The 24,630-nt window shown below is 69.8% G+C and carries 22 protein-coding genes and 1 pseudogene; 10 read left to right on the top strand and 13 right to left on the bottom strand.

Annotated elements, in window-relative coordinates; genetic code table 11:
• Positions 1–59 precede the first annotated feature (59 nt).
• A complete protein-coding gene (locus KPB06_RS27315; RefSeq protein WP_124658063.1) occupies positions 60–908 on the bottom strand; it encodes a class I SAM-dependent methyltransferase in 849 nt (282 codons plus the stop codon).
• Between the two features lie 170 nt (positions 909–1,078).
• Between KPB06_RS27315 and KPB06_RS27310 the strand changes: the two genes are divergently transcribed.
• The 3 genes from KPB06_RS27310 (at position 1,079) to KPB06_RS27300 (ending at position 4,290) form a co-directional block, all read left to right on the top strand.
• Positions 1,079–2,542 carry a metallophosphoesterase gene (locus tag KPB06_RS27310; protein ID WP_059582295.1) on the top strand — a complete coding sequence of 488 codons (1,464 nt, stop codon included), beginning with the start codon at positions 1,079–1,081 and terminating at the stop codon, positions 2,540–2,542.
• Positions 2,539–3,915, top strand: coding sequence for a cytochrome-c peroxidase (locus tag KPB06_RS27305; RefSeq protein WP_099317347.1), 1,377 nt, complete (start codon positions 2,539–2,541; stop codon positions 3,913–3,915). Before KPB06_RS27310 ends, KPB06_RS27305 begins: the two co-directional genes overlap by 4 nt.
• A gap of 96 nt (positions 3,916–4,011) precedes the next feature.
• A complete protein-coding gene (locus KPB06_RS27300) occupies positions 4,012–4,290 on the top strand; it encodes a CppA family protein (RefSeq protein WP_006495044.1) in 279 nt (92 codons plus the stop codon).
• 84 nt (positions 4,291–4,374) lie between these two features.
• Here KPB06_RS27300 and KPB06_RS27295 read toward each other — a convergent pair.
• The 8 genes and pseudogenes from KPB06_RS27295 to KPB06_RS27260 form a co-directional block, all read right to left on the bottom strand.
• Positions 4,375–4,659, bottom strand: a pseudogene (locus tag KPB06_RS27295) (PLP-dependent aminotransferase family protein); the annotation flags it as partial.
• A 19-nt stretch (positions 4,660–4,678) separates the two neighbouring features.
• The gene (locus KPB06_RS27290) at positions 4,679–5,101 is read right to left on the bottom strand and encodes a DUF6691 family protein (protein ID WP_059582301.1); all 423 of its coding nucleotides are present in this window, start codon (positions 5,099–5,101) and stop codon (positions 4,679–4,681) included.
• A gap of 1 nt (position 5,102) precedes the next feature.
• Positions 5,103–5,537, bottom strand: a complete 435-nt coding sequence (locus KPB06_RS27285; protein ID WP_060009452.1) for a YeeE/YedE family protein — start codon at positions 5,535–5,537, stop codon at positions 5,103–5,105.
• Positions 5,527–5,877: an ArsR/SmtB family transcription factor gene (locus KPB06_RS27280; RefSeq protein ID WP_059582307.1), complete on the bottom strand. Its 351-nt coding sequence runs from the start codon at positions 5,875–5,877 to the stop codon at positions 5,527–5,529. Before KPB06_RS27280 ends, KPB06_RS27285 begins: the two co-directional genes overlap by 11 nt.
• A 393-nt stretch (positions 5,878–6,270) precedes the next feature.
• Entirely contained in the window at positions 6,271–7,539 is a 1,269-nt protein-coding gene (locus KPB06_RS27275; RefSeq protein WP_059582310.1) for an NAD(P)/FAD-dependent oxidoreductase, read from the bottom strand.
• Positions 7,536–7,769, bottom strand: a complete 234-nt coding sequence (locus tag KPB06_RS27270; protein WP_059582312.1) for a 2Fe-2S iron-sulfur cluster-binding protein — start codon at positions 7,767–7,769, stop codon at positions 7,536–7,538. Before KPB06_RS27270 ends, KPB06_RS27275 begins: the two co-directional genes overlap by 4 nt.
• Before the next feature lie 127 nt (positions 7,770–7,896).
• Positions 7,897–9,024 carry an NAD(P)/FAD-dependent oxidoreductase gene (locus KPB06_RS27265; RefSeq protein ID WP_059583062.1) on the bottom strand — a complete coding sequence of 376 codons (1,128 nt, stop codon included), beginning with the start codon at positions 9,022–9,024 and terminating at the stop codon, positions 7,897–7,899.
• Positions 9,021–9,953 (bottom strand): 4-hydroxyproline epimerase, encoded by a 933-nt coding sequence (locus KPB06_RS27260; protein WP_059582314.1) that lies wholly within the window; start codon positions 9,951–9,953, stop codon positions 9,021–9,023. Before KPB06_RS27260 ends, KPB06_RS27265 begins: the two co-directional genes overlap by 4 nt.
• Positions 9,954–10,204: 251 nt before the next feature.
• Between KPB06_RS27260 and KPB06_RS27255 the strand changes: the two genes are divergently transcribed.
• The 5 genes from KPB06_RS27255 (at position 10,205) to ilvD (ending at position 17,840) form a co-directional block, all read left to right on the top strand.
• Positions 10,205–11,125 carry a dihydrodipicolinate synthase family protein gene (locus KPB06_RS27255; protein ID WP_059582316.1) on the top strand — a complete coding sequence of 307 codons (921 nt, stop codon included), beginning with the start codon at positions 10,205–10,207 and terminating at the stop codon, positions 11,123–11,125.
• A 234-nt stretch (positions 11,126–11,359) separates the two neighbouring features.
• Complete coding sequence (locus KPB06_RS27250) at positions 11,360–12,985, top strand: APC family permease (RefSeq protein ID WP_059582319.1); 1,626 nt, start codon at positions 11,360–11,362, stop codon at positions 12,983–12,985.
• An 83-nt stretch (positions 12,986–13,068) separates the two neighbouring features.
• Positions 13,069–14,661: an aldehyde dehydrogenase (NADP(+)) gene (locus KPB06_RS27245; RefSeq protein ID WP_059582321.1), complete on the top strand. Its 1,593-nt coding sequence runs from the start codon at positions 13,069–13,071 to the stop codon at positions 14,659–14,661.
• Positions 14,654–15,676, top strand: coding sequence for an Ldh family oxidoreductase (locus KPB06_RS27240; RefSeq protein ID WP_059582324.1), 1,023 nt, complete (start codon positions 14,654–14,656; stop codon positions 15,674–15,676). Before KPB06_RS27245 ends, KPB06_RS27240 begins: the two co-directional genes overlap by 8 nt.
• Positions 15,677–15,980: 304 nt before the next feature.
• On the top strand, positions 15,981–17,840 hold the full coding sequence (gene ilvD / locus KPB06_RS27235) for a dihydroxy-acid dehydratase (protein ID WP_059582328.1): 1,860 nt from the start codon (positions 15,981–15,983) through the stop codon (positions 17,838–17,840).
• A 121-nt stretch (positions 17,841–17,961) separates the two neighbouring features.
• Here ilvD and KPB06_RS27230 read toward each other — a convergent pair whose 3' ends face one another.
• Together KPB06_RS27230 and KPB06_RS27225 are read right to left on the bottom strand one after the other, a co-directional pair.
• Entirely contained in the window at positions 17,962–18,807 is an 846-nt protein-coding gene (locus KPB06_RS27230; protein ID WP_059582331.1) for an SH3 domain-containing protein, read from the bottom strand.
• A gap of 33 nt (positions 18,808–18,840) precedes the next feature.
• On the bottom strand, positions 18,841–19,296 hold the full coding sequence (locus KPB06_RS27225) for a hypothetical protein (protein WP_059582334.1): 456 nt from the start codon (positions 19,294–19,296) through the stop codon (positions 18,841–18,843).
• Positions 19,297–19,594: 298 nt separating this feature from the next.
• Here KPB06_RS27225 and KPB06_RS27220 point away from each other — a divergent pair, with 298 nt between their 5' ends.
• Both KPB06_RS27220 and KPB06_RS27215 read left to right on the top strand, forming a co-directional pair.
• Positions 19,595–21,118, top strand: a complete 1,524-nt coding sequence (locus tag KPB06_RS27220) for a sigma-70 family RNA polymerase sigma factor (RefSeq protein ID WP_059582337.1) — start codon at positions 19,595–19,597, stop codon at positions 21,116–21,118.
• Positions 21,119–21,300: 182 nt separating this feature from the next.
• Entirely contained in the window at positions 21,301–22,182 is an 882-nt protein-coding gene (locus tag KPB06_RS27215; RefSeq protein WP_059582339.1) for a helix-hairpin-helix domain-containing protein, read from the top strand.
• Positions 22,183–22,330: 148 nt separating this feature from the next.
• Here KPB06_RS27215 and KPB06_RS27210 read toward each other — a convergent pair whose 3' ends face one another.
• Both KPB06_RS27210 and KPB06_RS27205 read right to left on the bottom strand, forming a co-directional pair.
• Positions 22,331–22,756, bottom strand: coding sequence for a helix-turn-helix domain-containing protein (locus KPB06_RS27210; protein WP_059582342.1), 426 nt, complete (start codon positions 22,754–22,756; stop codon positions 22,331–22,333).
• A 288-nt stretch (positions 22,757–23,044) separates the two neighbouring features.
• Positions 23,045–24,559 carry an acetyl-CoA hydrolase/transferase family protein gene (locus KPB06_RS27205; RefSeq protein ID WP_059582345.1) on the bottom strand — a complete coding sequence of 505 codons (1,515 nt, stop codon included), beginning with the start codon at positions 24,557–24,559 and terminating at the stop codon, positions 23,045–23,047.
• Positions 24,560–24,630: the final 71 nt, after the last annotated feature.

Genomic DNA, 24,630 nt, shown 5'->3' with positions numbered 1-24,630 from the left:
CGGCGCGGACGGGCGGCCAGGGCTTCCCTGATCCACTTCCGCAGCTTTCACGCTACACGTCAGGCAGACGGCGCGCGCGCCGTCACCAGCCAGCACGCCGCATCGAACCGCACCTCGGCGCCATGCACGTACGGCTCGAACGCCGCGCGCGTCGTGTCGATCACGCGCTGCCGCGTTGCTTCGTCCGTCTTCAGCAATGCGAGGCCGACGGGGCCCAGCCGAGCGATGTAGTCGTCCAGCGCGGACGCCGGCAGCGCACACGCGCGGTCGACCGGCTCGATCGCGACGTCGGCCCAGCCGCTATCCGACAGCACCGACGCGATCCGCTGCCGGTCGCCGAACGCGAACTGCCCCGGCGCACCAGGCTGGCGCGCGGGCAGGTTCGGCAACAGCGGCGCGGCCGCCCGCTCGGCCGTCGTCATGAACGGGTTGTCGGCCGCGCCGCGCCACACGACGAACCGCATTCGCGCGCCGGGCCGCGCCGCATGCCGCAGGTTCGCGAACGCCCGCACCGGGTCGTCGAAGAACATCACGCCGAGGCGCGACACGAACAGGTCGACGCTGGCGGGCTCGAACGCATGCGTCTGCCCGTCCGCGCACACGAACCGGGCGCGCACGCCGCTGCGTTCGGCACGCGCGCGGGCAGCGTCGATCATCGGCGCCGAAATGTCGATGCCCGTGCACTGCGCGCCCGCGCCGAGCCGCTGCGCGATCGCGAGCGTGACCGCGCCCGTGCCGCAGCCGACATCGAGCACGTGCATTGCGGACGACGCTGCCGCGGCATCCGCCAGCAGCGTTTCGAACGGCTCGAACATCCGGTCCATCAGCGCCTGCGCATCGACCCATGCGCGCCCCGACGGACCGTTCCATAGCGCGGATTGCGCTTCGTTGGGCCGGTTGGCTTCCATCGTCGATTCCCTTCCGATTCGTTGATGACGAACCGGACGATACTGCTTCAAGCCGGCTTGAAGTCAAGGTCGATTGCCCCGTTCATGCGCGCTGTCGCGCCGCGCTTTTCACATTTCTTACATTCGCGCTGCGTATCGTTGACGGCTTTCCTACGGCGCTTCCCCTTCCCATGCGACGAATCCTCTCGCGCGCGCTGCTCGTGCGCTGCGCCCCGCTTGTTGCCCTCGCCGCGCTGTCCGCGTGCTCGAATCACATCGATACGCCGGACGATCCGGCCAGCGCGTCCGCCAACGTCCAGGCCGCATGGGTCGAGATCGGCGATGCGAACCAGGCGATCGCGCGCGTCATCACAAACTACACGCCCGCGTCGGCCGGCGATCCGATATGCCCGCAACTGACCGTCGACGGCAAGCTGTCGCGCATGGCGCTGCGCGCAGGCGCGGCGACCGTCGCCCAGCGGCCGACCGCCAGCGACCCGGCCGATTCGAAACCGTCGAGCTTCCCGGTGTCCGTCTGCGAGGCCACGCTGCCCGCCGGCGCGCAGGCGGCGAGCGTCGCGGGCCGCACGCTGCCGCTGCCGAAAGCGCAGCCGCGGCGCATCGCGATCATCGCCGACACGGGCTGCCGGATGAAGAAGGCCGACAACGCATGGCAGGCGTGCAACGACGCCGCGGTCTGGCCGCTCGGCACGATCGCGGCCAGCGTCGCGAAGCTGTCGCCCGATCTCGTGCTGCACGTCGGCGATTACCACTACCGCGAGAACGCATGCCCGCCGGACATCGCCGGCTGCAAGGACAGCCCGTGGGGCTACGGCTGGGATACGTGGCAGGCCGACCTGTTCCGCCCGGCCGCGCCGCTGCTCGCGAAGGCGCCGTGGGTGGTCGTGCGCGGCAACCACGAGGAATGCGCGCGGGCGGGCCAGGCCTGGTTCCGCTTCCTCGACCCGCGCCCGTACTCCGCCGCACGCTCGTGCGACGATCCGGCCAACGACAACGACGCGAACTATTCGGAGCCCTATGCGGTTTCACTCGGCGACGGCTCGCAGGTGATCGTGTTCGACACCGCGAAGGTCGGCCGCACGCCGCTCAAGACCACCGACGCGCAGTTCGGCATCTACCAGAAGCAGTTCCAGACGGTCGCATCGCTCGCGTCGAAGCCCGGCATGACGACGACGATCTTCACGAACCATCATCCGATTCTCGCATTCGCGCCGATCGCCGGAAGCACACCCGCGCCGGGCAACCTCGCGCTGCAGTCGGTGATGTCGAGCCTCAACGCGCAGGCGTACTACCCGCCGGGCGTGCACGTCGCGCTGCACGGCCACGTGCACGATTTCCAGGCGATCAACTTCTCGTCGGGGCACCCGGCGACGATCGTGTCCGGCAACGGCGGCGACAACCTCGACGTCGCGCTGCCCGACCCGTTCCCGGCCGGCCTGACACCCGCGCCGGGCGCCGTGATCGAGCGGCTGTCGCACAATAACAGCTTCGGCTTCCTGATCATGGAGCGCAACGCCGCCCCGGCAACGGGCTGGGTGTTCCATGCGTATTCGGCGGCCGGCAAGCTCCTGGCGTCGTGCAATCAGTCGGGCAGGACGCTCGCCTGCGACAAGACGGGGTTCATCGCGCCGTGAGTGACGAAGTTCGACGTGACGGGCCGGGCGTACGTGGTCTGCACACGCTTGCCGCTACCCTGCTCGCCGGCCTGACGCTCGCGACCCACGCCGCGCCGGCCGAAACGGTCCTGCTGCCCGGCGCGCCGCCGTCGCGCGTCGTCGACACGATCGGCAACGGCACGCCGCAGGTGACGGGCAAGATCGATGCGGCCACCGCGCGCTTCGCGCCCGACCCGACGCTCGTCGCGCTCGGCCGCCGGATCTTCTTCGACGCACGGCTGTCCGAGCCGCGCGGCATGTCCTGCGCGGGCTGCCACGATCCGGGCCGCGCGTTCGCGCCGACGCTGTCGGCCGCGTCGCTCGCCGGGCCCGGCGTGCCGGAAGGCAGCCGGCCCGGGCGCTTCAGCCAGCGCAATGCGCCGTCGCTGCTGTACGTGCGCTACGTGCCGCGCCGCCACTTCTATCAGGACGACGATGCGCCCGCGCCGTCGCCGTTCGGCGGCCTGTTCAGCGACGGCCGCGCGGATACGCTCGCCGAACAGATCCGCGGGCCGCTGTTCGATCCGAACGAGATGAACAACCGGTCGCCGGCCGCGCTGCTGCGCAAGGTGAATGCGACCGAACTCGCGACCGATCTCGCCGCGCGCTTCGGCGCGCCGGTGCGGCGCGATCCCGAGCGACTGGTGCGCGCGCTCGGTTCGGCCGTCGAAGCCTATCTGCAGAGCGACGAGATGGCGCCGTTCACGTCGCGCTTCGATGCGTTCCTGCGCACGCGCAAGCCGCTCGCGCCGGCCGAGATGCGCGGGCTCGCGCTGTTCCGGAATCCGGACAAGGGCAATTGCATGACCTGCCATACGCTGTCGGACACGTCGAGCCGCCCGGAGCGCTCGCTGTTCACCGATTTCGGCTACGACGCGATCGCGGTGCCGCGCAACCGTGCGCTGCCGGCGAACCGCGATCCGCGCCACTTCGACAACGGACTGTGCGACACCGCGCGGCGGCTGCGCTGGCCCGAACCGACGCAGTGGTGCGGCTACCTGCGCACGCCGGGGCTGCGCAACGTCGCGGTCAAGCAGACGTTCATGCACAACGGCGTGTTCACGACGCTGCGCGACGCGGTCGCGTTCTACAACACGCGCTCGACCGATCCGGGCTTCTGGTATCACGGCGCCCGAACGTTCGACGACGTGCCGGCCGCCTATCGCGGCAACATCAACGTCAACTCGACGCCGATGAACCGCCGGCCCGGTACGCCGCCCGCGCTGACCGACGCGGAAATCGACGACATCGTCGCATTTCTCGGCACGCTGACCGATGCGCGCTATACGGGCATCGCCGCACCGGCAGCGGCCGCTGCCCGGCTCGCGCGCACCGCCGCGCCGGCGCGCTGACCCTGGCGAAACGGCCAGCCGACGCGCCGCCGCTTGCGGTTCTCGCAAACACTGGTTATATTTACAGTACTGTATTTATGAACAGTGAGGCGCGCGATGGAACATCTGGTCCGTATCGTCAACGACACCGATCGCCAAGTGCTGGCGTGGCTTCGTGCCCAGGTCGGCGATGCCCGCGTCGAACGCGCGGCGCGTCAGCTCGGGCATACGCGCAAGCCCTTTCCGTCGGCCGTGTGCCGGTATCTGGGCATGAGCGCGCCGGCCACGCTGCGGCCGGCCGCCGCCCGGCCGCGCGCGGCACGCGATTTCTCGGTCGGCGATCGTTACCTGTCGCTGATTCGCCAGCACCTCGCCACGCACGCGGTCGGCCGATGAAATGGCGGAGGCTTGCCGCTTCGGTACCGCGCCCGGCCGGCGCACTCGCGTATGCGGAAGTCCGACCGGCCGGCGCCGTCGCGCTTACCCGGCCGCCATGGCTTCCCGTACGAGGCGGCCGAGTGTGTCGAACGCCGCCTCGTGCGCCGCATCGAATACGCGCGCGCAGCCGGGCCGGATATAGCCGTCGAAACGGCCCGCATTCGAGAAGATCGAACCGGGCGCGATCTTGACTCCATGCGCGAGCGCGGCGTCGAACAACACATCGGAGCGCACGCCTTCCGCCAACGCGATCCACAGCATCCCGCGGGGCGGCTGGCTCATCGCGGCGATGGACGAACGCACGACGTGACGGGCGCCCGCTTCCAGCGCAGCCGCCGCACCAGCCTCACGGCCCATTCCGCCGTCGCTCGATCCATTCGAACAACGCCATTCCGGCCAGCATTGCGACGACGAACCCGATTCCCTCGGCCACTCCGAAGCCGATCGACACGATCGCAGGGCCGGGACAAAACCCGGCAATCCCCCAGCCGATGCCGAATACTGCGCTTCCCGCGACGAGGCGCACGGTAATCGCCCGCTGCGCGGGCAACTGCATCGGCAGGCCGAGCCACGACCGTGTGCGGCGCTTCGCCCACGCGAACCCGAACACCGCAACGCCGATCGCGCCCGCCATCACGAGCGCAAGCGACGGATCCCAGCGGCCCGCCAGGTCGAGAAAACCGAGCACCTTCCGGGGATCGGCCATACCCGACACGATGAGGCCGACGCCGAACAGCAGCCCTGCCAGAAACGCGAATCCTGCCTGCATGTCAGCCCCCCGCAACGTGCAGCCGCACGAACACGGTCGCGAAGCCGGCGACCATGAAGGTCGCCGTCGCGACCGCCGAGCGCAGCGCCCCGCGCGAAATTCCGCATACACCATGGCCGCTTGTGCAGCCGCCCGCGTATCGTGTGCCGATCCCGACCAGCAGCCCGGCCGCCATCACGTCAAGCCAACTGGCGTCGACCTGCGGCATCGAGTTGCTCCCGGCGAAACGCATGACGACGGGTGCGACGATCATCCCGGCGACGAACGCCGCGCGCCAGCCGCGCTCTGCACGGCCCGCCGTCAGCAGGCCGCCGACGATCCCGCTGATACCGGCGATCCGGCCGTTGAACGCGACCAGCCACACGGCCGCGCACCCGATCATCACGCCGCCGATGAGCGACAGCCACGGCGTGAAATGAAGCGCATCAATCTGCATCGCGTACCTCCTTCACGGTCGCCCCGCAAAACTGTTCGTACAGCACGCCCATCACCGCAATCGCGGCCGGACTGTCGAGCGAATAGTGAATCGCCTTGCCTTCGCGGCGCGTACGAACCAGCGCGTTGTCCCGCAATACGCCGAGCTGCTGCGACAGCGTCGGTTGATGGATGTCCAGGCGCGCCTCGAGATCGCTCACGCAGCGCTCGCCCTGCGACAGTTCGCACAGCAGCAGCAGACGGTCGGGATTCGACATCACCTTCAGGAGCGCACAGGCCGATCCGGCGGCGGCGCGCATCTGGTCGGGGCCGGGTAGCCCGGCCGGGAAATCGTCGTTCATCGGCGGAGGGATATGATTAAAGAATCAATATTATATTATTTTGTATATTGTTATTTTTCCCGCTGCTTGCCGGATCGGCAATTCGGTTGATCACCCTCAATCAGACCTCCTTGCCTACCGTCACGCGGGCCCCGCCGCGCGGCGCCTCATGCAGTTGAACTGCGATCGCATCCTGCCGATGGAGCTCGACGGCGCGGGCACTGTGTCGATGAACTGGCACCGCGACAGAAGGAGCCGCCACCCGTGCCCATGCCCACGACGCTCGATCGCCTGCGCGCTGGTGGCGAGCCGAGGCCGGCGGCCAGGAAAAGTGAAGGTGAAATAAAGATGGAAGGAGCGGCACGGCCCGGCGCAAACCGGGGCCGCTTCATCACAGTCCGCCAGCGTCACGCATCATGCGCTGTCGCAGGCCCCCGTGCCGTCGAGCATCAACGTGCCGATCCGCGCGGGCACGAGCGGCGTGCGAGGCAGGGGCGGCGTCCAGCCGAACAGCGCCTGCGCGGCCGCGCCGCACACGCGCCCCTGGCACGCGCCCATCCCGCAACGCGACTGCAGCTTGGCGGCCGTCCAGCCCGGTTCCCGCGCGACCGCGTCGAACCGCACGTCTTCGCAACGACACAGCAGCGTGTCGGGCCGCGCGAGCCGGCGGATCGGTTCGCGGATCGCGAAGCGCTCACGCACGGCATCCGCGAAAGCCTGCCAGTGCGCGCGCCGGGCGACGAGAGCGGCCAACAGTGCCGTTTGCCCCGTCGCCGCGTAGCCCGCGATCTCACCTTCGACCATCGCCAGCTCGCTGCCGCCGACGCCCGTGCACTCGCCCGCCGCGAAATACCCGTCGCGGCTCGTGCGCTGGTGCGCGTCGACGGCCACCGCGTCGTTCTCGATCCGGCAGCCGAGATGCCGCGGCAGCACGGTATTGGGCACGAGGCCGAAGCCGCATGCGAGCCGGTCGCAGTCGACGTCGAATTCGCGATCGCCGTGCCGGATCCGCACGCGTTCGAGCCGCTCGTCGCCGAACGCCTCGACGACGTACGCAGCGGGCCGATACGCGGTCGTGACGAGCTTCGCGGCCTGCGCGAGCTTCGACGGCCAGCGCCACAGCCCCGTACCGAAGCCGGCCACGTCGCGCCAAGCGGCCTGTTCGAGCACGTGCGATACGCGCGCGCCGGCCTGCCGGGCCGTCGCCGCGCTCGCCAGCAGCAGCGGCCCGCTGCCTGCGATCACCATGCGCTGCCCGCGCACGTCGAGCCCGTACTTGATCAGTGCCTGCACGCCGCCCGCGCCGGTCACGCCCGGCAGCGTCCAACCCGGAAACGGCAGCAGCAGCTCGCGCGCGCCGCAGCAGAGAATCAGCGTCCGGAAATCGAGCAGCCGCCCGCGTTCGTCGTCTTCGAGCAGCAGCGTGCCCGGCTGCGTTTCGGCGACGATGCGCGTCGCCGCGAGATGCGTGACGTTCGGCTGGCGCAGCACGGCGAGGCGTGCGGCCGCGGCCGGCGTCGGTGCGACTGCTGCCGGCTGCCGCCAGATCTGCCCGCCCGCGCGCGGGTTGTCGTCGACGATCGCAACCGTCGCGCCGCTTCGTGCGGCGGCCCGCGCGGCCGACAGCCCGGCCGGGCCCGCGCCGACGATCGCGACGTCGACGCTCAATCGTTCCTGTTTCATCGCGTGCGCTCCACCTGCATGCCGTCGCGGCACAGCGTCTGGCACGCGAGCCGGCGCCGGCCGTCGATCGTCATCCGGCACTCCTGGCAGATACCCATCCCGCAAAACGGGGCACGCACCGCGCCCGTGCACGACACGCGCGTCGTGTCGTCGCCGCTCGCCGCGACGGCGGCCGCGACGGTCGCGCCATCGGCCACCGTCATCGCGCGGCCGTCCAGATGAATGATCATGTCAGCCTCCGCCGGGCCGCCCCAAGGCGGCTGACCGCCCTCGCGGGGGACGCCTTGCATGGGACCGACGCCAGCGCCGAAGCGCCAACTCCGGTCGACAGCGGACGAAGTGAACGTGGGGGTCGTTTCATGTCAGCGCTCCGGCTACGCGGGACGCGCTCAAGAAGCGTCCCGGCAAATACGGTTCGATATCGATGGGCGGCCGCTCGCCGGCCATCAGCGCGGCGACGATCCGCGCACTGCCCGGCGCGGTCGTCACGCCGAGCCCTTCGTGCCCGACCGCGAGCCACACGCCCGGGCGCGACGGATGCTCGCCGAGCAGCGGCAGGCCGTCAGGGCTCGCGGAGCGGAAGCCGGTCCATGCGCGGATGCCGTTCAGCTCGGCCAGATCCGGCAGGTAGCCGGCCGCGCGGCGCAGCATGCGCGCGAGCACGGGCGGCTCGACCTGCGCATCCTCGGTGTCGAACTGGCGCGACGAGCCGATCAGCAACTGACCGGTCGGCCGCGGCTGCACGTTGAACGCGACCGACGTGCCGTCGCTCGCGTGCGCGCTCGCCGCATAGCCGAGCTCGACGAGCTGGTGCGACACGTGGCCCGGATAGCGGTCGGTGATCAGCAGATGGCCCTTTTTCGGGCGCAGCGGCAGTTCGGGCAGCAGCGCGCGCGCCGCCACGCCGTTCGCGACGACCACACGCTCCGCGCGCAGCACGTCGCCGCTCGCGAGCATCACGCTCGGGCCATCGACCGCGACGGCCCTGTCGCGACGCAACGTGATGCGCGGCGCGCGCTGCAGCAGCCAGTTCGCGGTGACGGGCGCGTAGAGGATCGCGTCGCCGGAAATCTTCAGCGCGCCGCCGAGGCCCGCGCGCAGCATCGGCTCCAGTCGCGCGAGCGCTGCCGCATCGATCAGCTCGCCGGCCACACCGTGCGCGGCGAGCGTCGCCTGTTTCGCGCGCGCCAGATCCATCTCGTGCGCATCGGCCGCGAGCCACAGCGTGCCGCAATTGCGGTATGCGCAGCCGTCGGGCATCTCGCCGCTCAACGCGCGCCAGAGTTCGATCGAGTAATGGCTCAGCGCGAGTTCGGCCGCGTTGTCGTCCATCGCGACGAGGTGCCCCATGCCTGCGCCGGTCGCGCCGCCGCTCGCGTCGTCGACGACGAGCACGCGCAGCCCGCGCCGCGCGAGTTCGTGCGCGCACGCCGCGCCGACGATGCCGGCGCCGATCACGACGACGTCGGTCTTCGTTTCGCTCACGACCCGATGCCCCACCCGAACGGATCGTCTTCCTCGATCAGCAGCGTCGCTTCCGCGCTCAGATGCGCGCTGCCGCGAATCGTCGGCACGATGCCGCCGTCGGCCAGCTCGTAGCTCGCGTGGAACACGCTGCCGATCACGCTCGCCTGCCGCCACACCGCGCCCGGCGCGAGCTTGCCGTCGGCCGCGAGGCACGCGAGTTTCGCGCTGGTGCCGGTGCCGCACGGCGAACGGTCATAAGCGAGCCCCGGGCACAGCACGAAGCTGCGGCTGTCGTGCGCGGGATCGTCGGCGAACAGCTCGATGTGGTCGATCTCGCCGCCGTTGGCGCCGGTGATGCCCGCGCGTTCGAGCCCTGCGCGCACGGCCGACGCATACGCGGTAAGCGCCGCGACGTTGTCGCCGGCGATGTGCTGCCCGTGGTCGCTGACCAGGAAGAACCAGTTGCCGCCCCACGCGACGTCGCCCTTCACGGGGCCGTATCCCGGCACGTCGACTTCGACGGCCTGCGCGTGGCGATACGCGGGCACATTGCGCACGCTGACCGACAGGTCGTCGTGCAGCGTCGCCTCGACGGTGCCGACCGGCGTCTCGATCCGGTGCACGCCCGGCGCGATGCGGCCCATGTGATGCAGCGTGCGCACGACGCCGATCGTGCCGTGCCCGCACATGCCCAGGTAGCCGCTATTGTTGAAGAAGATCACGCCGGCCGCCGCGTCCGGCGAGACGGGCTCGCACAGCAGCGCGCCGACCAGCACGTCGCTGCCGCGCGGCTCCAGGATGCACGCGGTGCGGTAGCGATCGTACTCGCGCGCGAGCACGTCGCGACGCTCGGCCATCGTGCCGTTGCCGAGCGACGGAAAGCCGGACACGACGAGCCGAGTGGGTTCGCCGCCCGTGTGCGAATCGATGATCTGGATGCGCTTCATCATGAGCCGTCCGAAGTGGGGAAAGGAGCATAGCTTCCTCCGTCGCGCGTCCGTCCGCTTGTGGCTTTTCGATGAGGACGACGACGAAATCGGCATAGTGCCACGCGCCCCCGGCGCCCCTGCCGGCCGCTGTGCCGATTTCGTCATTTTGCTCCGCGATACGACTCAAGCGTGATGGGCGTTTGCGCGGCGATACTGGTTGCCACACCGACACCTGTCGGCCGACCGATACGAACACGTAGGAGATTTCAGTGAGCCGAAACGCCATTCAGTGGACCGGGGTTTTCCCGGCCGTCAGCACGCAGTTCAAGCCGGACTTTTCCCTCGACATCGACGCCACGCACCGCGTGGTCAAGAACCTGGTGAACGACGGCGTGTCGGGCCTCGTGGTCTGCGGCACGGTCGGCGAAAACACGTCGCTGTCGACGAGCGAGAAGCTCCAGGTGATCGAAGCCGCACGCGACGCGGCCGGCGGCAAGGTTCCCGTGATCGCCGGCATCGCCGAATTCACGACCGAATTCGCGCGCAACACGGTGCGCGAAGCGCAGCGCGTCGGCGTCGACGGCGTGATGGTGATGCCCGCGCTCGTCTACTCGGCGAAACCGCACGAAACCGCCGCGCACTTTCGCGCGGTCGCGACGAGCACCGACCTGCCGGTGATGGTCTACAACAACCCGCCGATCTACAAGAACGACGTGACGCCCGACGTGCTGATCGCGCTGCAGGATTGCGAGAACATCGTCTGCTTCAAGGATTCGTCGGGCGATACGCGCCGCTTCATCGACCTGCGCAACGCGGTCGGCGATCGCTTCGTGCTGTTCGCGGGCCTCGACGACGTCGTGGTCGAGAGCATCGCGGTCGGCGCCGAAGGCTGGGTGTCGGGCATGTCGAACGCATTTCCGAAGGAAGGCGAAACGCTGTTCCGCCTCGCGAAGCAGAAGCGCTTCGACGAAGCGCTCGCGCTGTATCGCTGGTTCATGCCGCTGCTGCACCTCGACGCACGCCCGGACCTCGTGCAGTGCATCAAGCTGTGCGAAGAGCTGGTCGGCCGCGGCAGCGCGATCACGCGTCCGCCGCGCCTCGCGCTGCAAGGCGACACGCTCGCGGAAGTGAAGGCGATCGTCGCGAAGGCGCTGGAAACGCGCCCGGTACTGCCCGACGTCGGTCTCTGATCGACGCCCCCGGCGGCGGCGCGCGGGCTTGCCCCGCTACGCGCCGCCGTCTCCGGTCCGGCATGGCCCGCGGGCCGTTCACGCCCACCCCGGCGTCACGCCGCGCGTGAACGGGCCGCGGCCCGCCCCGGTCGTTCGAACCGGGCGACGCCGGCCTGCAGGCGAGCGCCACTGCTCCGTCGGAGCGCGGCGCACATCGAGCCTGTGCCGATATTCCCTCCAGGAGACAAGCCCATGCCAGGCCAAGGCAACGCACACCCGTCCGTCCCGCTTTCCCGTTCCGCGCGCCCCGACGCGGGTCACGGCAAGTTCAAGAAACAGCTGTCGCTGACCGATCTCACGTTCATCGGTCTCGGCGCCATTTTCGGTTCGGGGTGGCTGTTCGCCGCGAGTCACGTATCGACGATCGCGGGCCCGGCCGGCATCTTCTCGTGGCTGCTCGGCGGCTTCGCGGTGCTGCTGCTCGGCATCGTCTACTGCGAACTCGGCGCCGCGCTGCCGCGCGCGGGCGGCGTGGTGCGCTACCCGGTGTTCTCGCACGGCCCGCTGCTCGGCTACCTGATGGGCTTCATCACGCTGATCGCGTTCTCGAGCCTGATCGCGATCGAAGTGGTCGCCGCGCGCCAGTACGCGGCCGCGTGGTTTCCGGGCCTGACGATCGAAGGATCGAGCGACCCGACGACACTCGGCTGGCTCGTGCAGGCGGCGCTGCTCTGCTTCTTCTTTTACCTGAACTATTCGAGCGTGAAGACGTTCGCGAAGGCGAACAACATCATCAGCGTCTTCAAGTTCATCGTGCCGCTCGCGGTGATCGGCGTGCTGTTCACGTTCTTCAAGCCCGCGAACCTGACCGTGCACGGCTTCGCGCCGTTCGGCATGCCGGGCATCGAGATGGCCGTGTCGGCCGGCGGCATCATCTTCGCGTATCTCGGGCTCACGCCGATCGTCTCGGTCGCGAGCGAGGTGCGCAATCCGCAGCGCACGATCCCGATCGCGCTGATCCTGTCGATCCTGCTGTCGACGCTGATCTACGTGCTGCTGCAACTCGCGTTCATCGGCAGCATCCCGACGGCCATGCTCGCCGCCGGCTGGCACGACGTGAGCAAGGCGTTCTCACTGCCGTACCGCGACATCGCCCTTGCACTCGGCGTCGGCTGGCTCGCGGTGATGGTCGTCGCCGACGCGATGATCTCGCCGAGCGGCTGCGGCAACATCTACATGAACGCGACGCCGCGCGTGGTCTACGGCTGGGCGAAAACGGGCACGTTCTTCAAGGTGTTCACACGCGTCGACGAAGCGTCGGGCATCCCGCGCGCGGGCCTGTGGCTCACGTTCGGCCTCGCGATCTTCTGGACGCTGCCGTTTCCGTCGTGGGAAGCGCTGATCAACATCGTGTCGGCCGCGCTGGTATTGAGCTATGCGGTCGCGCCCGTGTCGGTCGCCGCGCTGCGCCGCACCGCGCCCGACCTGCCGCGGCCGTTCCGCGCCAGCGCGTTCGGCGTCACCGGCCCCGCGTCGTTCGTGATCGCCGCGCTGATCGTCTACTGGTCGGGCTGGAGCACCGTGTCCTGGCTGCTCGGGCTGCAGATCGTGATGTTCGTCATCTATCTCGCGTGCCGCCGCTGGGTGCCGACCGCGCAGCTGAGCCTCGCCGAGCAGGTGCGTTCGTCCGCGTGGCTGATCGCGTTCTATGCAGCGATGATCGTGCTGTCGTATCTCGGCGGCTTCGGCGGCACGGGCCGGCTCGCGCATCCGTACGACACGGTCGTCGTCGCGGCCGTCGCGCTCGTCATCTACTACTGGGGCGCAAACACCGGCGTGCGCGCCGACAAGCTGCAACTCGACGACGACGAGGACTGACGCGCCCGCGCCCTTTTTCAGCCCTTTTCCCCTTCCAACGGCCGGGCGCAGTACGCCCGGCCCTGCCTTTTCCGAGGAAAACCATGCAACTCACAGGTCAGCTCCTGATCGGCCCGTCGGCCGTCACCGGGCAGAACGGCACCCTCCACGCGCTCGCCGCCGCCACCGGCGAACCGCTCGAACCGGCGTTCGGCGGCGCGAGCCTGCACGACCTCGAAACGGCGTGCGCGCTCGCCGACGACGCGTTCGACACCTATCGCGAAACGTCGCCCGACGCGCGCGCCGCGTTCCTCGACGCGATCGGCCGCCACATCATGGCGCTCGGCGACGACCTGATCGAGCGCTGCGTCGTCGAAACCGGGCTGCCGCGCGCACGCATCGAAGGCGAACGCGGCCGCACGGTCGGGCAGCTCGCGCTGTTCGCGTCGCTCGTCCGGGACGGCGGCTTTCTCGACGCGCGGATCGATCCGGCGCGTCCCGAGCGCAAGCCGCTGCCGCGCGTCGACCTGCGCCTGCGCAACGTCGCGCTCGGGCCCGTCGCCGTGTTCGGTGCGTCGAACTTCCCGCTCGCGTTCTCGGTGGCCGGCGGCGACACGGCGTCGGCGCTCGCGGCCGGCTGCCCGGTGATCGTCAAGGCGCATTCCGCGCATCCGGGCACGTCGGAACTCGTCGGCCGCGCGATCCAGCAGGCCGTGCGCGAATGCGGGATGCCGACCGGCGTGTTCTCGCTGCTGTTCGACGCATCGCGCGAGATCGGTCAGGCGCTCGTCGCCGATCCGCGCATCAAGGCGGTCGGCTTCACCGGCTCGCGCCGCGGCGGCGTCGCGCTGATGCATATCGCGGCCGCGCGAGCCGAGCCGATTCCCGTCTATGCGGAAATGAGCTCGATCAATCCCGTGCTGCTGTGTCCCGCCGCGCTCGACGCCCGTCACGACACCATCGCAGCGCAGTTCGTCGCGTCGCTCACGCTCGGCGCCGGCCAGTTCTGCACGAATCCAGGCCTCGTGCTCGCGGTGGACGGCCCCGCGCTGCGCGCATTCGAAGCCGCGGCGGCCGATGCCGTGCGTGCCGTCGCCGCGCAGACGATGCTGACACCGGCTATCCACGCGAGCTACGCGCAAGGCGTCGCGGCGCTGCGCGATCACGATGCGGTCGAGCTGCTGGCCGAAGGCGCGGAAGGCGGCCGTCACCAGGCCCGCGCGGCGCTGTTCGCGACGTCCGCCGATGCGTTCATCGCCCACCCCGAGTTGCGCGACGAAGTATTCGGCCCCGCGTCGCTGATCGTCCGCTGCGCGGACGCCGACACGCTGCATCGCGTGCTGAAGTCGCTCGAAGGTCAGTTGACGATCGCCGCGCATCTCGCCGACGGCGACGCGGCACTGTTCGCCGCGCTGCGCCCGACGCTCGAACGCAAGGCCGGCCGCATTCTCGTCAACGGTTTCGGCACGGGCGTCGAGGTCGGCCACGCGATGGTGCACGGCGGCCCGTTCCCGGCGACGTCCGACACGCGCACGACGTCCGTCGGCGCACGCGCGATCGAGCGCTTCCTGCGCCCCGTGTCGTACCAGGACGTGCCGGACGCGTTGCTGCCGGACGCGATTCGCAGCGGCAATCCGCTGCACGTGCCGCAACGCATCGACGGCGTGCCCGCCCCGCGCGAGGTGAACCATGGCTGAGCGCGCAACCGAAGTCGTCCTGTCGCTCGATGAAGTGCGCGCACTCGCGCTGCGCGTGCTGACGCACAACGGGATGTCCGACGCGCATGCGCACGCCATCGCCAACGTGATCACGCAGGGCCAGCGCGACGAGTGCCATTCGCACGGCGTGTACCGGCTGCTCGTCTGCGTGCGCTCGCTGAAAAAAGGCAAGGTCGATCCGCAAGCCGTGCCGACGCTGCGCCGGCTGTCGTCATCGATCGTCGCGGTCGACGCGCATCGCGGCTTCTCGCTGCTGAGCTTCGAGACCGGGCTGCCCGTGCTGGTCGAGATGGCGAAGCAGCACGGCATCGCCGCGATGGCGATCAACCATTGCTACCACTTCTCCGCGCTGTGGCCCGAGGTCGAGGCGATCGCCGCCGAAGGGCTGGTCGGCATCGCGATGAACCCCAGCCATAGCTGGGTCGCGCCGGAAGGCGGCCGCGAACCGGTGTTCGGCACCAACCCGATCGCGTTCGCATGGCCGCGCCCGGGCGGCGAGCCGTTCGTGTTCGATTTCGCGACGAGCGCGATCGCGCGCGGCGACATCGAGCTGCACGCGAAACAGGGCAAGACGATTCCGCCGCACTGGGCGATCGACGCCGACGGCCAGCCGACCACCGACCCGAAAGCCGCGCTGCAGGGCGCGATGCGCACGTTCGGCGGGCACAAGGGCTCGGCGCTCGCGGCGATGGTCGAGCTGCTCGGCGGCGCGCTGATCGGCGACATGACGAGCCGGGAATCGATGGATTTCGACGAAGGCGTCGGCGCGACGCCTTGCCACGGCGAGCTCGTGATCGCGTTCGACCCGAAGGTGTTTCTCGGCGACGATCTCGACGCGGGGCTCGCGCGCGGCGAACGGATGTTCGAATCGATCGTCGCGCAAGGCGCGCGACTGCCGTCGCAACGGCGCTTCGACGCCCGCGCGCGCAGCATCGCAAACGGCGTGCGGATTCCGAAGGCGCTGTACGACGAGATCCTGACGCTGCTCGATTGACGCGCGATCGAGCCGCACGGCGCGGCTTCACCATCGGCAGAACGGGCGGTGAAGCCGCGCGCCCGTTGCGCCGGCAATGACCTGCGTCGGGCTGCGTGCCGGCGAGCCCGGGCGCGCCGGGCGAGCATGGCCCCTGGCCGGCGCGCCGCTCGCCCGCTCCCGCCGGCGCCACGGGCCCGGCGGCTGTGGGATAATCGCGAAGTTTGCCCAGGGCGCAGCTCAAGAGGTTGTTCGCACGGGCGCGAGAGAGGCCTTTATTCCCGAGCCTCCACCCTTTTCCCGCGATATTTCTTCAGCTTTCACCATGCCCACTTACCGTTCCAAAACCTCCACCGCCGGCCGCAACATGGCAGGTGCGCGCTCGCTGTGGCGTGCCACCGGCATGAAAGACGACGATTTCTCGAAACCGATCATCGCGGTCGTCAACTCGTTCACCCAGTTCGTGCCCGGGCACGTGCACCTGAAGGATCTCGGCCAGCTCGTCGCGCGCGAGATCGAAGCCGCGGGCGGCGTCGCGAAGGAATTCAACACGATCGCGGTCGACGACGGCATCGCGATGGGCCACGACGGCATGCTGTACTCGCTGCCGAGCCGCGACATCATCGCCGACTCGGTCGAATACATGGTGAACGCGCACTGCGCGGACGCGATGGTATGCATCTCGAACTGCGACAAGATCACGCCGGGGATGCTGATGGCCGCGATGCGCCTGAACATTCCGGTGATCTTCGTGTCGGGCGGCCCGATGGAAGCCGGCAAGACGCGCCTCGCGAACCCGGTCACCAAAGCCATCGAACTGAAGAAGCTCGACCTCGTCGACGCGATGGTGATCGCGGCCGACCAGTCGTATTCGGATGCCGACGTCGCCGAAGTCGAACGCTCGGCGTGCCCGACCTGCGGCTCGTGCTCGGGCATGTTCACCGCGAACTCGATGAACTGCCTGACCGAAGCGCTCGGCCTGTCGCTGCCCGGCAACGGCACGGTCGTCGCCACGCACGCCGATCGCGAACAGCTGTTCAAGCGCGCCGGCCGCCGCATCGTCGAACTGACGCGCCAGCACTACGAGCAGGACGACGAACGCGTGCTGCCCCGCTCGGTCGGCTTCAAGGCGTTCGAGAACGCGATGACGCTCGACATCGCGATGGGCGGCTCGACCAACACGATCCTGCACCTGCTCGCGATCGCGCAGGAAGCCGGCATCGACTTCACGATGAAGGACATCGACCGCCTGTCGCGCACCGTGCCGCAGCTGTGCAAGGTCGCGCCGAACACGAACAAGTACCACATCGAGGACGTGCACCGCGCAGGCGGCATCATGGCGATCCTCGGCGAGCTCGAGCGCGCCGGCAAGCTGCACACCGACGTGCCGACCGTCCACGCGCCGACGTTGAAGGACGCGCTCGACCAGTGGGACATCGTCCGCACGCAGGACGAAGCGGTCCGCACGTTCTACCTGGCCGGCCCGGCCGGCATTCCGACGCAGGTCGCGTTCAGCCAAAACACGCGCTGGCCGAGCCTCGACCTCGACCGCGCCGAAGGCTGCATCCGCTCGTACGAGCATGCGTTCTCGAAGGAAGGCGGCCTCGCCGTGCTGACCGGCAACATCGCGCTCGACGGCTGCGTGGTGAAGACGGCCGGCGTCGACGAGAGCATCCTCGTGTTCGAAGGCTCGGCTCACGTGACCGAATCGCAGGACGAAGCGGTCGAGAACATTCTGAACGACAAGGTCAAGGCCGGCGACGTCGTGATCGTGCGCTACGAAGGCCCGAAGGGCGGCCCGGGCATGCAGGAAATGCTCTACCCGACCAGCTACATCAAGTCGAAGGGCCTCGGCAAGGCATGCGCGCTGCTGACGGACGGCCGTTTCTCGGGCGGTACGTCGGGCCTGTCGATCGGCCACTGCTCGCCGGAAGCGGCAGCGGGCGGCGCGATCGGCCTCGTGCGCGACGGCGACCGCATCCGCATCGACATCCCGAACCGCACGATCGACGTGCTGGTGTCGGACGAGGAACTGGCGCGCCGCCGCGAGGAGCAGAACGCGAAGGGCTGGAAGCCCGCCCAGCCGCGTCCGCGCAAGGTGTCCGCGGCGCTGAAGGCATACGCGAAGCTGGTGATGTCGGCCGACAAGGGTGCGGTACGCGACCTGTCCCTGCTCGACGACTGATGCGACGCGCTACAGGCGGCGGGTAGCGGCTTGCCCGCTTCCCGTTCGCCCGATCCGAAAGCCGCTCTTCGGAGCGGCTTTTTTTCGTCCGTTGCCCGGAGAAGCCGCGGCACCGGCGCCCTCAGTGACGGAGTTCGTCGGGGCCACCGCCTGCGCCGCGATTACCGCCGCCATTTCCGCCGCCTTGCGGCCGCGCATAACCGCCGCCCCCCTGCCGCACCGGCGGCGGCATCATGTGGCCCTCGCCGCCCGGCATGGGCGATGACGGGCGCGGCACGGCCGGCGGCGGGCTGGCCGGACGTGCATTACCCACCCCACCCGGCATCGGGGTCGGCGCTGGCGGGCTGGCCGGGCGCGCATTACCCACTCCACCCGGCATCGGTGTCGGTGCAGGAGCAGCCGGTGGCGGCACGCGATTCGCGCCGTTCCAGCCGCCGCGCGTGGCCGATGGCCGCGTGTCATGCACGGGCGGCGGGCCGGCCGGCGCGACCTGCATCGGTGCGCCCGGCCGCGGCCGCCCTTGCCCCGGCGGCATGCCGCCGGGACCGAGCCGCGGCTCCGCACGGCGCGCCCAGCGATCGCGGTCGGGATACCACGGGCGGTGCCGGTAATAGCGGTCCCAGTACGCGCCGATCGCGAATCCGGTCACCGGCACACCGATGATCGCGCCGTACTCGAGCAGCGGCACATAGTTGCCCTGGTACGGATAGTCGAGCAACTGCGCATCGATCCAGCCGCGCACGCCCGGCAGCGCGACGTCGCACCACGTGTAGTCGCTCAGGCAGCCGAATACGTCCAGCGCGGTGCCGGGCGGAATCTGCGCGACCACCGGATAATCGGGCGCCGGCCCCGCAAACAGCTCGGCCGGCGAATTCGTGTAAGCGCTGCTCTGCGCATCGGCGACGCCCGGCACGGCCGCGAGGCCGGCCAGGACGACGCACAGACTTCGGACAATCGTGTTCAACATGATGCTCTCCCGCGCCGCGCCGCCGCGCGCCCGTCAGTGCCGATGGCCGCCGCCCCAGTGGCCGCCACCCCAGTGGCCCCCGCCCCCATGGCCGCCACCCCAATGCCCGCCACCCCACGGACGATGCCAGTACCCGCCGCGCCCGCCCCAGTATCCGCCGCCGCCCCAGCGGCCCCAGAAGCCGATCGTCACGGGCGGCCCGTACCAGCCTGAGTAGTACGCCGGGTAGTAATACGGATACGGCGCCGGCACGTAGGCCGGGGCGACATACACGGGCACCGCCGTGCCGGCGTCGACCTGCGCTTGCGGCACGGTCGACTGGGCCGGGCCAGGCGTGGCCGGTGCAGCCGGAATCTCGCGCTGCGTCACCGTGGCGGGCACGGGTGCGTAATAAGGTGCATAGCCGTACGGGCTCGTGTAGTAGCAGCCGCCAAGCATCAGTGCGGCCAGCGCGACGACGGCCGGCCTCGCGGCGGGAATCGGGTTCATCTCGTACTCCGGCGGAATCCGTGCGCCACCGCCAGGCGGCGCGCGTGACTCTAGCTTACGTCCCCTGCGGATTTCCGCGCGTATGATCGGTTACTTTTTGTTTCCTGCTCCGGCGCGCCGCGCGGGCACGCCGCGTGCTGGCCCGTCCGCGGCGCCGGCGTTGAAGTTGGCGCAAATGCCCTCAACTTGAACGATGTCGGGCTGACCGGCGCGGACGGGCGTCCGCGATCCACCGGCAACCGCAAACCGGCGAGCTTCGGCCCGCCCAGACAGGAACGCGGCTCGCGCCGCCATCGACATGACTACGCCACGCCCCACTCTCCGGGCGGACACACCGCTCGATCCGATCATCCAGTTGCTGGCGCTCGCCGGCGAGCAGGGTTATCTGACGCACGCCGACCTCGTCGACGCGCTGCCGCCCGAAAGCGACAGCCCCGATGCGCTCGACGTCGTACGCGCCGCGCTCGCCGACATCGGCATCGCGGTACTCGACGAGCCGGCCGCGCCCGCACCGTTCGCCGGCGCGGCGCCGGTCGAGGTCGATCGCGACGCGCTCGACGAAGGCAGGGCCATGCTCGGCGACCTCGCACGCGGCACGAGCGCGTCGACCGATCCGCTCGCGCTCTACATGCGGCGCATGCAAGCGGTGCCGCTGCTCACGCGCGAAGGCGAAATCGCGCTCGCCCGCGAAATCGAGACGGGCCGTCATCAGGTATTGCATGCGATCGCCGGCTATCCGCCCGCGGTCGACGTGCTGCTCGAGCGTCATCGCACGACAGGCGCGACCGGGTCGGCCGACGGCGACGACGATACGCCGGCGCCCGCCCGCTACGATGCGCTGCACGCGGCGGTCTCGGCGCTGCGCGGCGCGCTGCATGCGCATGGCAGCCGTTCGGACGAATATCGCGACGCGCGCAACCACGTGGCCGCCCTGCTCGGCTCGCTCGCTTGGGTCGCGCCGGCCGTCGACGACGCAAGCCGTACCGTGCGCGCACTCGCGAGCGCACCGCACGATCCGTCGGCGGTCGATGCAGCGCACTTCGATGCGGTCGCACGGCGCGCGCTCGCGGCGGCGCTGAGCGACGGCCAGCAAAAGGTGCGCGATGCAACGCGCGCGATGCTCGAGGCGAACCTGCGGCTCGTGCTGTCGATCGCGCGCAAGTACCTGAACCGCGGCGTCGACCTGTCCGACCTCGTGCAGGACGGTTGCCTCGGCCTGATGCGCGCGATCGAGAAATTCGAATACCGGCGCGGGTTCAAGTTCTCGACCTATGCGACGTGGTGGATCCGCCAGGCGATCGCACGGGCGGTCGCGGATCGCTCCCGCACGATCCGCGTGCCGGTGCACGTCGGCGACCAGTATCAGCGCGTGCAGCGGCATGTGCTGCGCTTTCGCCAGCGGACGGGCCGTCGGGCCACGCCGGCCGAACTCGCGGCCGAAACCGGCCTCGACGAAGACAAGCTGCGCGCGGTGCTCGCGCTGCCGGCCGAGCCGGTTTCGCTCGACACGCCGCTGCCCGATGCGGATACCGGCCTCGTGGAATTGATCGAGGATCGGGCATCGGCCAGCCCGTTCGAGCAACTGGCCGACACGCGCATGCGCGAATGCGTGCTGTCGCTGCTGCGGTCGGTCACGCCGACCGAGGCCGACGTGCTGCGCCGGCGGTTCGGCCTGGGTGGCGCCGAGCCCGACACCTACGACGCGATCGCGCAGGATGCGGGAATGTCGCGCGAGCGCGTGCGGCAAATCGAGAAACGGGCGCTCGCCGCGCTGCGCACGGCCGCCGAGGCCGAGAACGCGCAGTCGTTTCTCGACGCGTAACCGCATCGCGCGCCGCGCACGGTCGTGCCGAAATGCTGCATGACCGTGCACGGCGCGCCTGTGCTACGTTTGCCATTGACGCACATCAAGTTTTCTTCATCGCGCGTCACGACAATGGTTGAAAGCCGACCGGCGCATCGCTCGCCGCAGCCATTCCGTTTGTGCTTTTCGGGTCCGTCGCCATGCAGTCGACCGTCAGCCAGACGTACGAGGAAAACCAGCCTATCGCGGCCTGCCTGCGCGAGGCCGCGCAACGGCTCGTCGACCAGGGCGCGAATCCGTACCGGGTCGCCGCGTACCGCGCGGCGGCCGACACGGTCGATGCGCTCGACCGCGACGTCCGCACCGTGTTCGAAACCGGCGGCGTCGAGGCGCTCGGCGCGCTGCCCGACGTCGGCGCGGGCGTCGCGCAGGCGATCGCCGAGCTGCTGGTGACCGGCCGCTGGCGCCAGCTCGACCGCCTGCGCGGCGACGCGGAACGCGCGTCCGCATTCGAAGCCGTGCCGGGCATCGGTCACGCGCTCGCGCTGCGCATTCATGACGCGCTGCACATCGATACGCTGGAGGAACTCGAACGCGCGGCCCGCAACGGCCAGCTCGAAACGATCGCGGGCGTCGGCCCGCGGCGCGCGGTCGGCATCCGCGCCGCGCTCGACGACGTGCTGAGCCGCCGCCGACGCTGGCAAGGTCACATGCGAAACGCCGGCCCCGGCACGGAGCCGCCGGTCGAACTGCTGCTTTACATCGATCGCCAGTACCGCAACAAGGCGGCCGCCGGCGTGCTGCCGACGCTCACGCACCGGCGCCCGAACGCGGACGGTTACGTGCCGCCGCCCGTGATGCACATGACCAAGGGCGGCTGGCATTTCACGGCGCTGAGCCAGCAGGCCGCCATGCGCACGCCGGAAGCCGGGCGCCCGACCGACTGGGTGTCGCTCTACTTCTACGACGCCGCGCAGTGCGAGCACCAGCGCACCGTGTTCACCGAAACGTACGGCGCACTCGTCGGCAAGCGAATCGTGCGCGGGCGCGAAATGGAATGCCGCGTGTATTACGCGGGATGAGCAGGCGCGGCTGTTTCGCGGACGCCGAAGCCGGCACGGACGATGTCGCCTCGTCGCATTCGGCACGTCGAACCCGTGACGTCGCCACGTAGCCGTCCTTCCGTCGAACGGCTATCGCGGCGCATCCTGCCTCGCGCGGGCTCGCTGCCTACGCACCTTCCGGCTTCGCGCGGCGCGCCGGATGACGATGCGCGGCAATGCGCAGCAGCTTCTGGAACGACGGGCATTCGAGATGGTTCGCCGCCGGGCATACGGCCGCATGCCGCAGCGCATCGCGCACCGCGCCGAGACGGCGAATCGTGCGGTCGAGCTCGTCGGCCTTGTCATCGAGTTTCGCGCGGTCGATCGCGGGCCGGCCCTCGGTGCCGACCATCGCGAGGATGTCGTCGAGCGAGAAACCGGCCTCGCGGCCGAGCGCGATCAACGCCAGACGCTCCAGCACCGACTCGTCGTATTGCCGCCGCAGCCCATGCCGGCCGATCGGGACGATCAGTCCCTTTTCCTCGTAATAACGCAGCGTCGATGCAGGCAGTCCCGTGCGCCGCGCTACCTCCGCAATGTCCAGTCGGCTCATGCTTGACCTCAAGTTCGCTTGAGGTTGCAAGATAGTCGCTCGACTCCATCAAGACAAGTCCGGCCCCCCCATGAAACCGTTGGCCCCGCGTCGTACTCCGTCGCGCCGCCGCACCATCGCCGTCCGCGGCCGACGTGCGCGACGAGCACGCCCGGCGGCCCGTTCGAACTGCTGTGATCGACGCGGGCGCCACGCTCGCGATGGAGCTGTCGACGCTGTTCCTGCGGCGGGTGCCCGGCATTCCGTCGCTCGACTGCGACGGGCGCGCGTCCGCCGCGGGCCCGCTCGTCAGGCCTTCATCGTCCCGGTGCGCACGTAGCGCTCGTGCCACGACAGCGCTTCGGCCAGCAGATGCGGCGTGTGCTTGCCGAAGCTTTCGCGCGACGCGCGCTCGAAGTAATCCTCGAGCATCGGGCGGTAGTCCGGGTGCGCGCAGGTCGCGATGATCTTGCGCGCGCGCTGCTTCGGCGACAGGCCGCGCAGGTCGGCCAGCCCCTGCTCGGTGACGACCACCGCGACGTCGTGCTCGGTATGGTCGACGTGGCTCGCCATCGGCACGATCCGCGAGATCGCCCCGCCCTTCGCGGTGCTCGCGGACATGAAGCACGACAGATAGCCGTTGCGCGCGAAGTCGCCCGAGCCGCCGATGCCGTTCTGGATCTTCGTGCCCATCACGTGCGTCGAATTCACGTTGCCGTAGATGTCGGCCTCGATCATCCCGTTCATCGCGATGCAACCGAGGCGGCGCACGAGTTCCGGATGGTTGCTGATCTCCTGCGGGCGCAGCACGATCTTCTCGCGGAACGTCGCGATGTCGTCGGCGAAACGCTGCACCGCGGCCGGGCTCAGCGACAGCGCGGTAGCCGACGCGAAGCTCAGCGTGCCGTCGTCGAGCAGGTCGAGCATGCCGTCCTGGATCACCTCGGTGTAGGCCGTCAGGTTCGAGAAGCCGGCCGAACTCAGTTCCGCGAGCACCGCGTTCGTGATGTTGCCGACGCCCGACTGCAGCGGCAGCAGGTTTTCCGGCAGGCGGCCGCGCTTCACTTCGTGGCGCAGGAAGTCGATCAGGTGCAGCGCGATCTGCCTGGAGGTCGCGTCAGGCGCGGTGAACGCATTGCTGCGGTCCGGCGCGTCGGTTTCGACGATCGCGACGATCTTGTCGGCCGGGCAGCGCAGGTACGGCTCGCCGATCCGGTCGTCGCTCTTCGTCAGTGGAATCGGCTTGCGGTGCGGCGGCAGCGCGGTGCCGTAGTAGATGTCGTGCATCCCGTCGAGGCCGAGCGGCTGGCGCGCATTCACTTCGAGGATCACGTGCTTCGCGCGCTCGAGCCAGGTCTTGTTGTTGCCGATCGACGCGGACGGAATCAGCAGCCCGTCCTCGCGGATGCCCGCGACTTCGACGATCGCGACGTCGAGATCGCCGTACAGCCCGAACCATGCGTATTGCGCGACGTGGCTCAGGTGGACGTCCTGGTAATCGACTTCGCCGCCGTTGATCTTGTCGCGCAACGTCGGGTCGGACTGGTACGGCAGCCGCATCGAGATGCCGTCGGTGCGGGCGAGCGCGCCGTCGAGTTCCGGTGCGGTCGACGCGCCCGTCAGCACGTTGATCCGGAAGTCCTCGCCGCGCGCGTGCGCCGCGTCGATATGGGCGGCCAGCGCGGCCGGCACGGCCTTCGGATAGCCCGACCCGGTGAAGCCGCTCATGGCGACGGTCATGCCGGGGCGGATCAGCGCGGCGGCTTCGTCGGCGGTGCGGACGAGCGAACGCAGGGCGGGAGCGAGGATGCGTGATGAAGACATGGCTGGTTATCTGACGCTTTGGTCTGTCGTTGACGTCGCGGGGGGTGTCTCCTGAGCGACGCGAAGCCCTT

Source organism: Burkholderia semiarida (assembly GCF_029268935.1).
Taxonomy (GTDB): Bacteria; Pseudomonadota; Gammaproteobacteria; order Burkholderiales; family Burkholderiaceae; genus Burkholderia; species Burkholderia semiarida.
The sequence above is the reverse complement of the archived record's forward strand: the minus strand, read 5'-3'. Positions and strand labels throughout refer to the sequence as shown.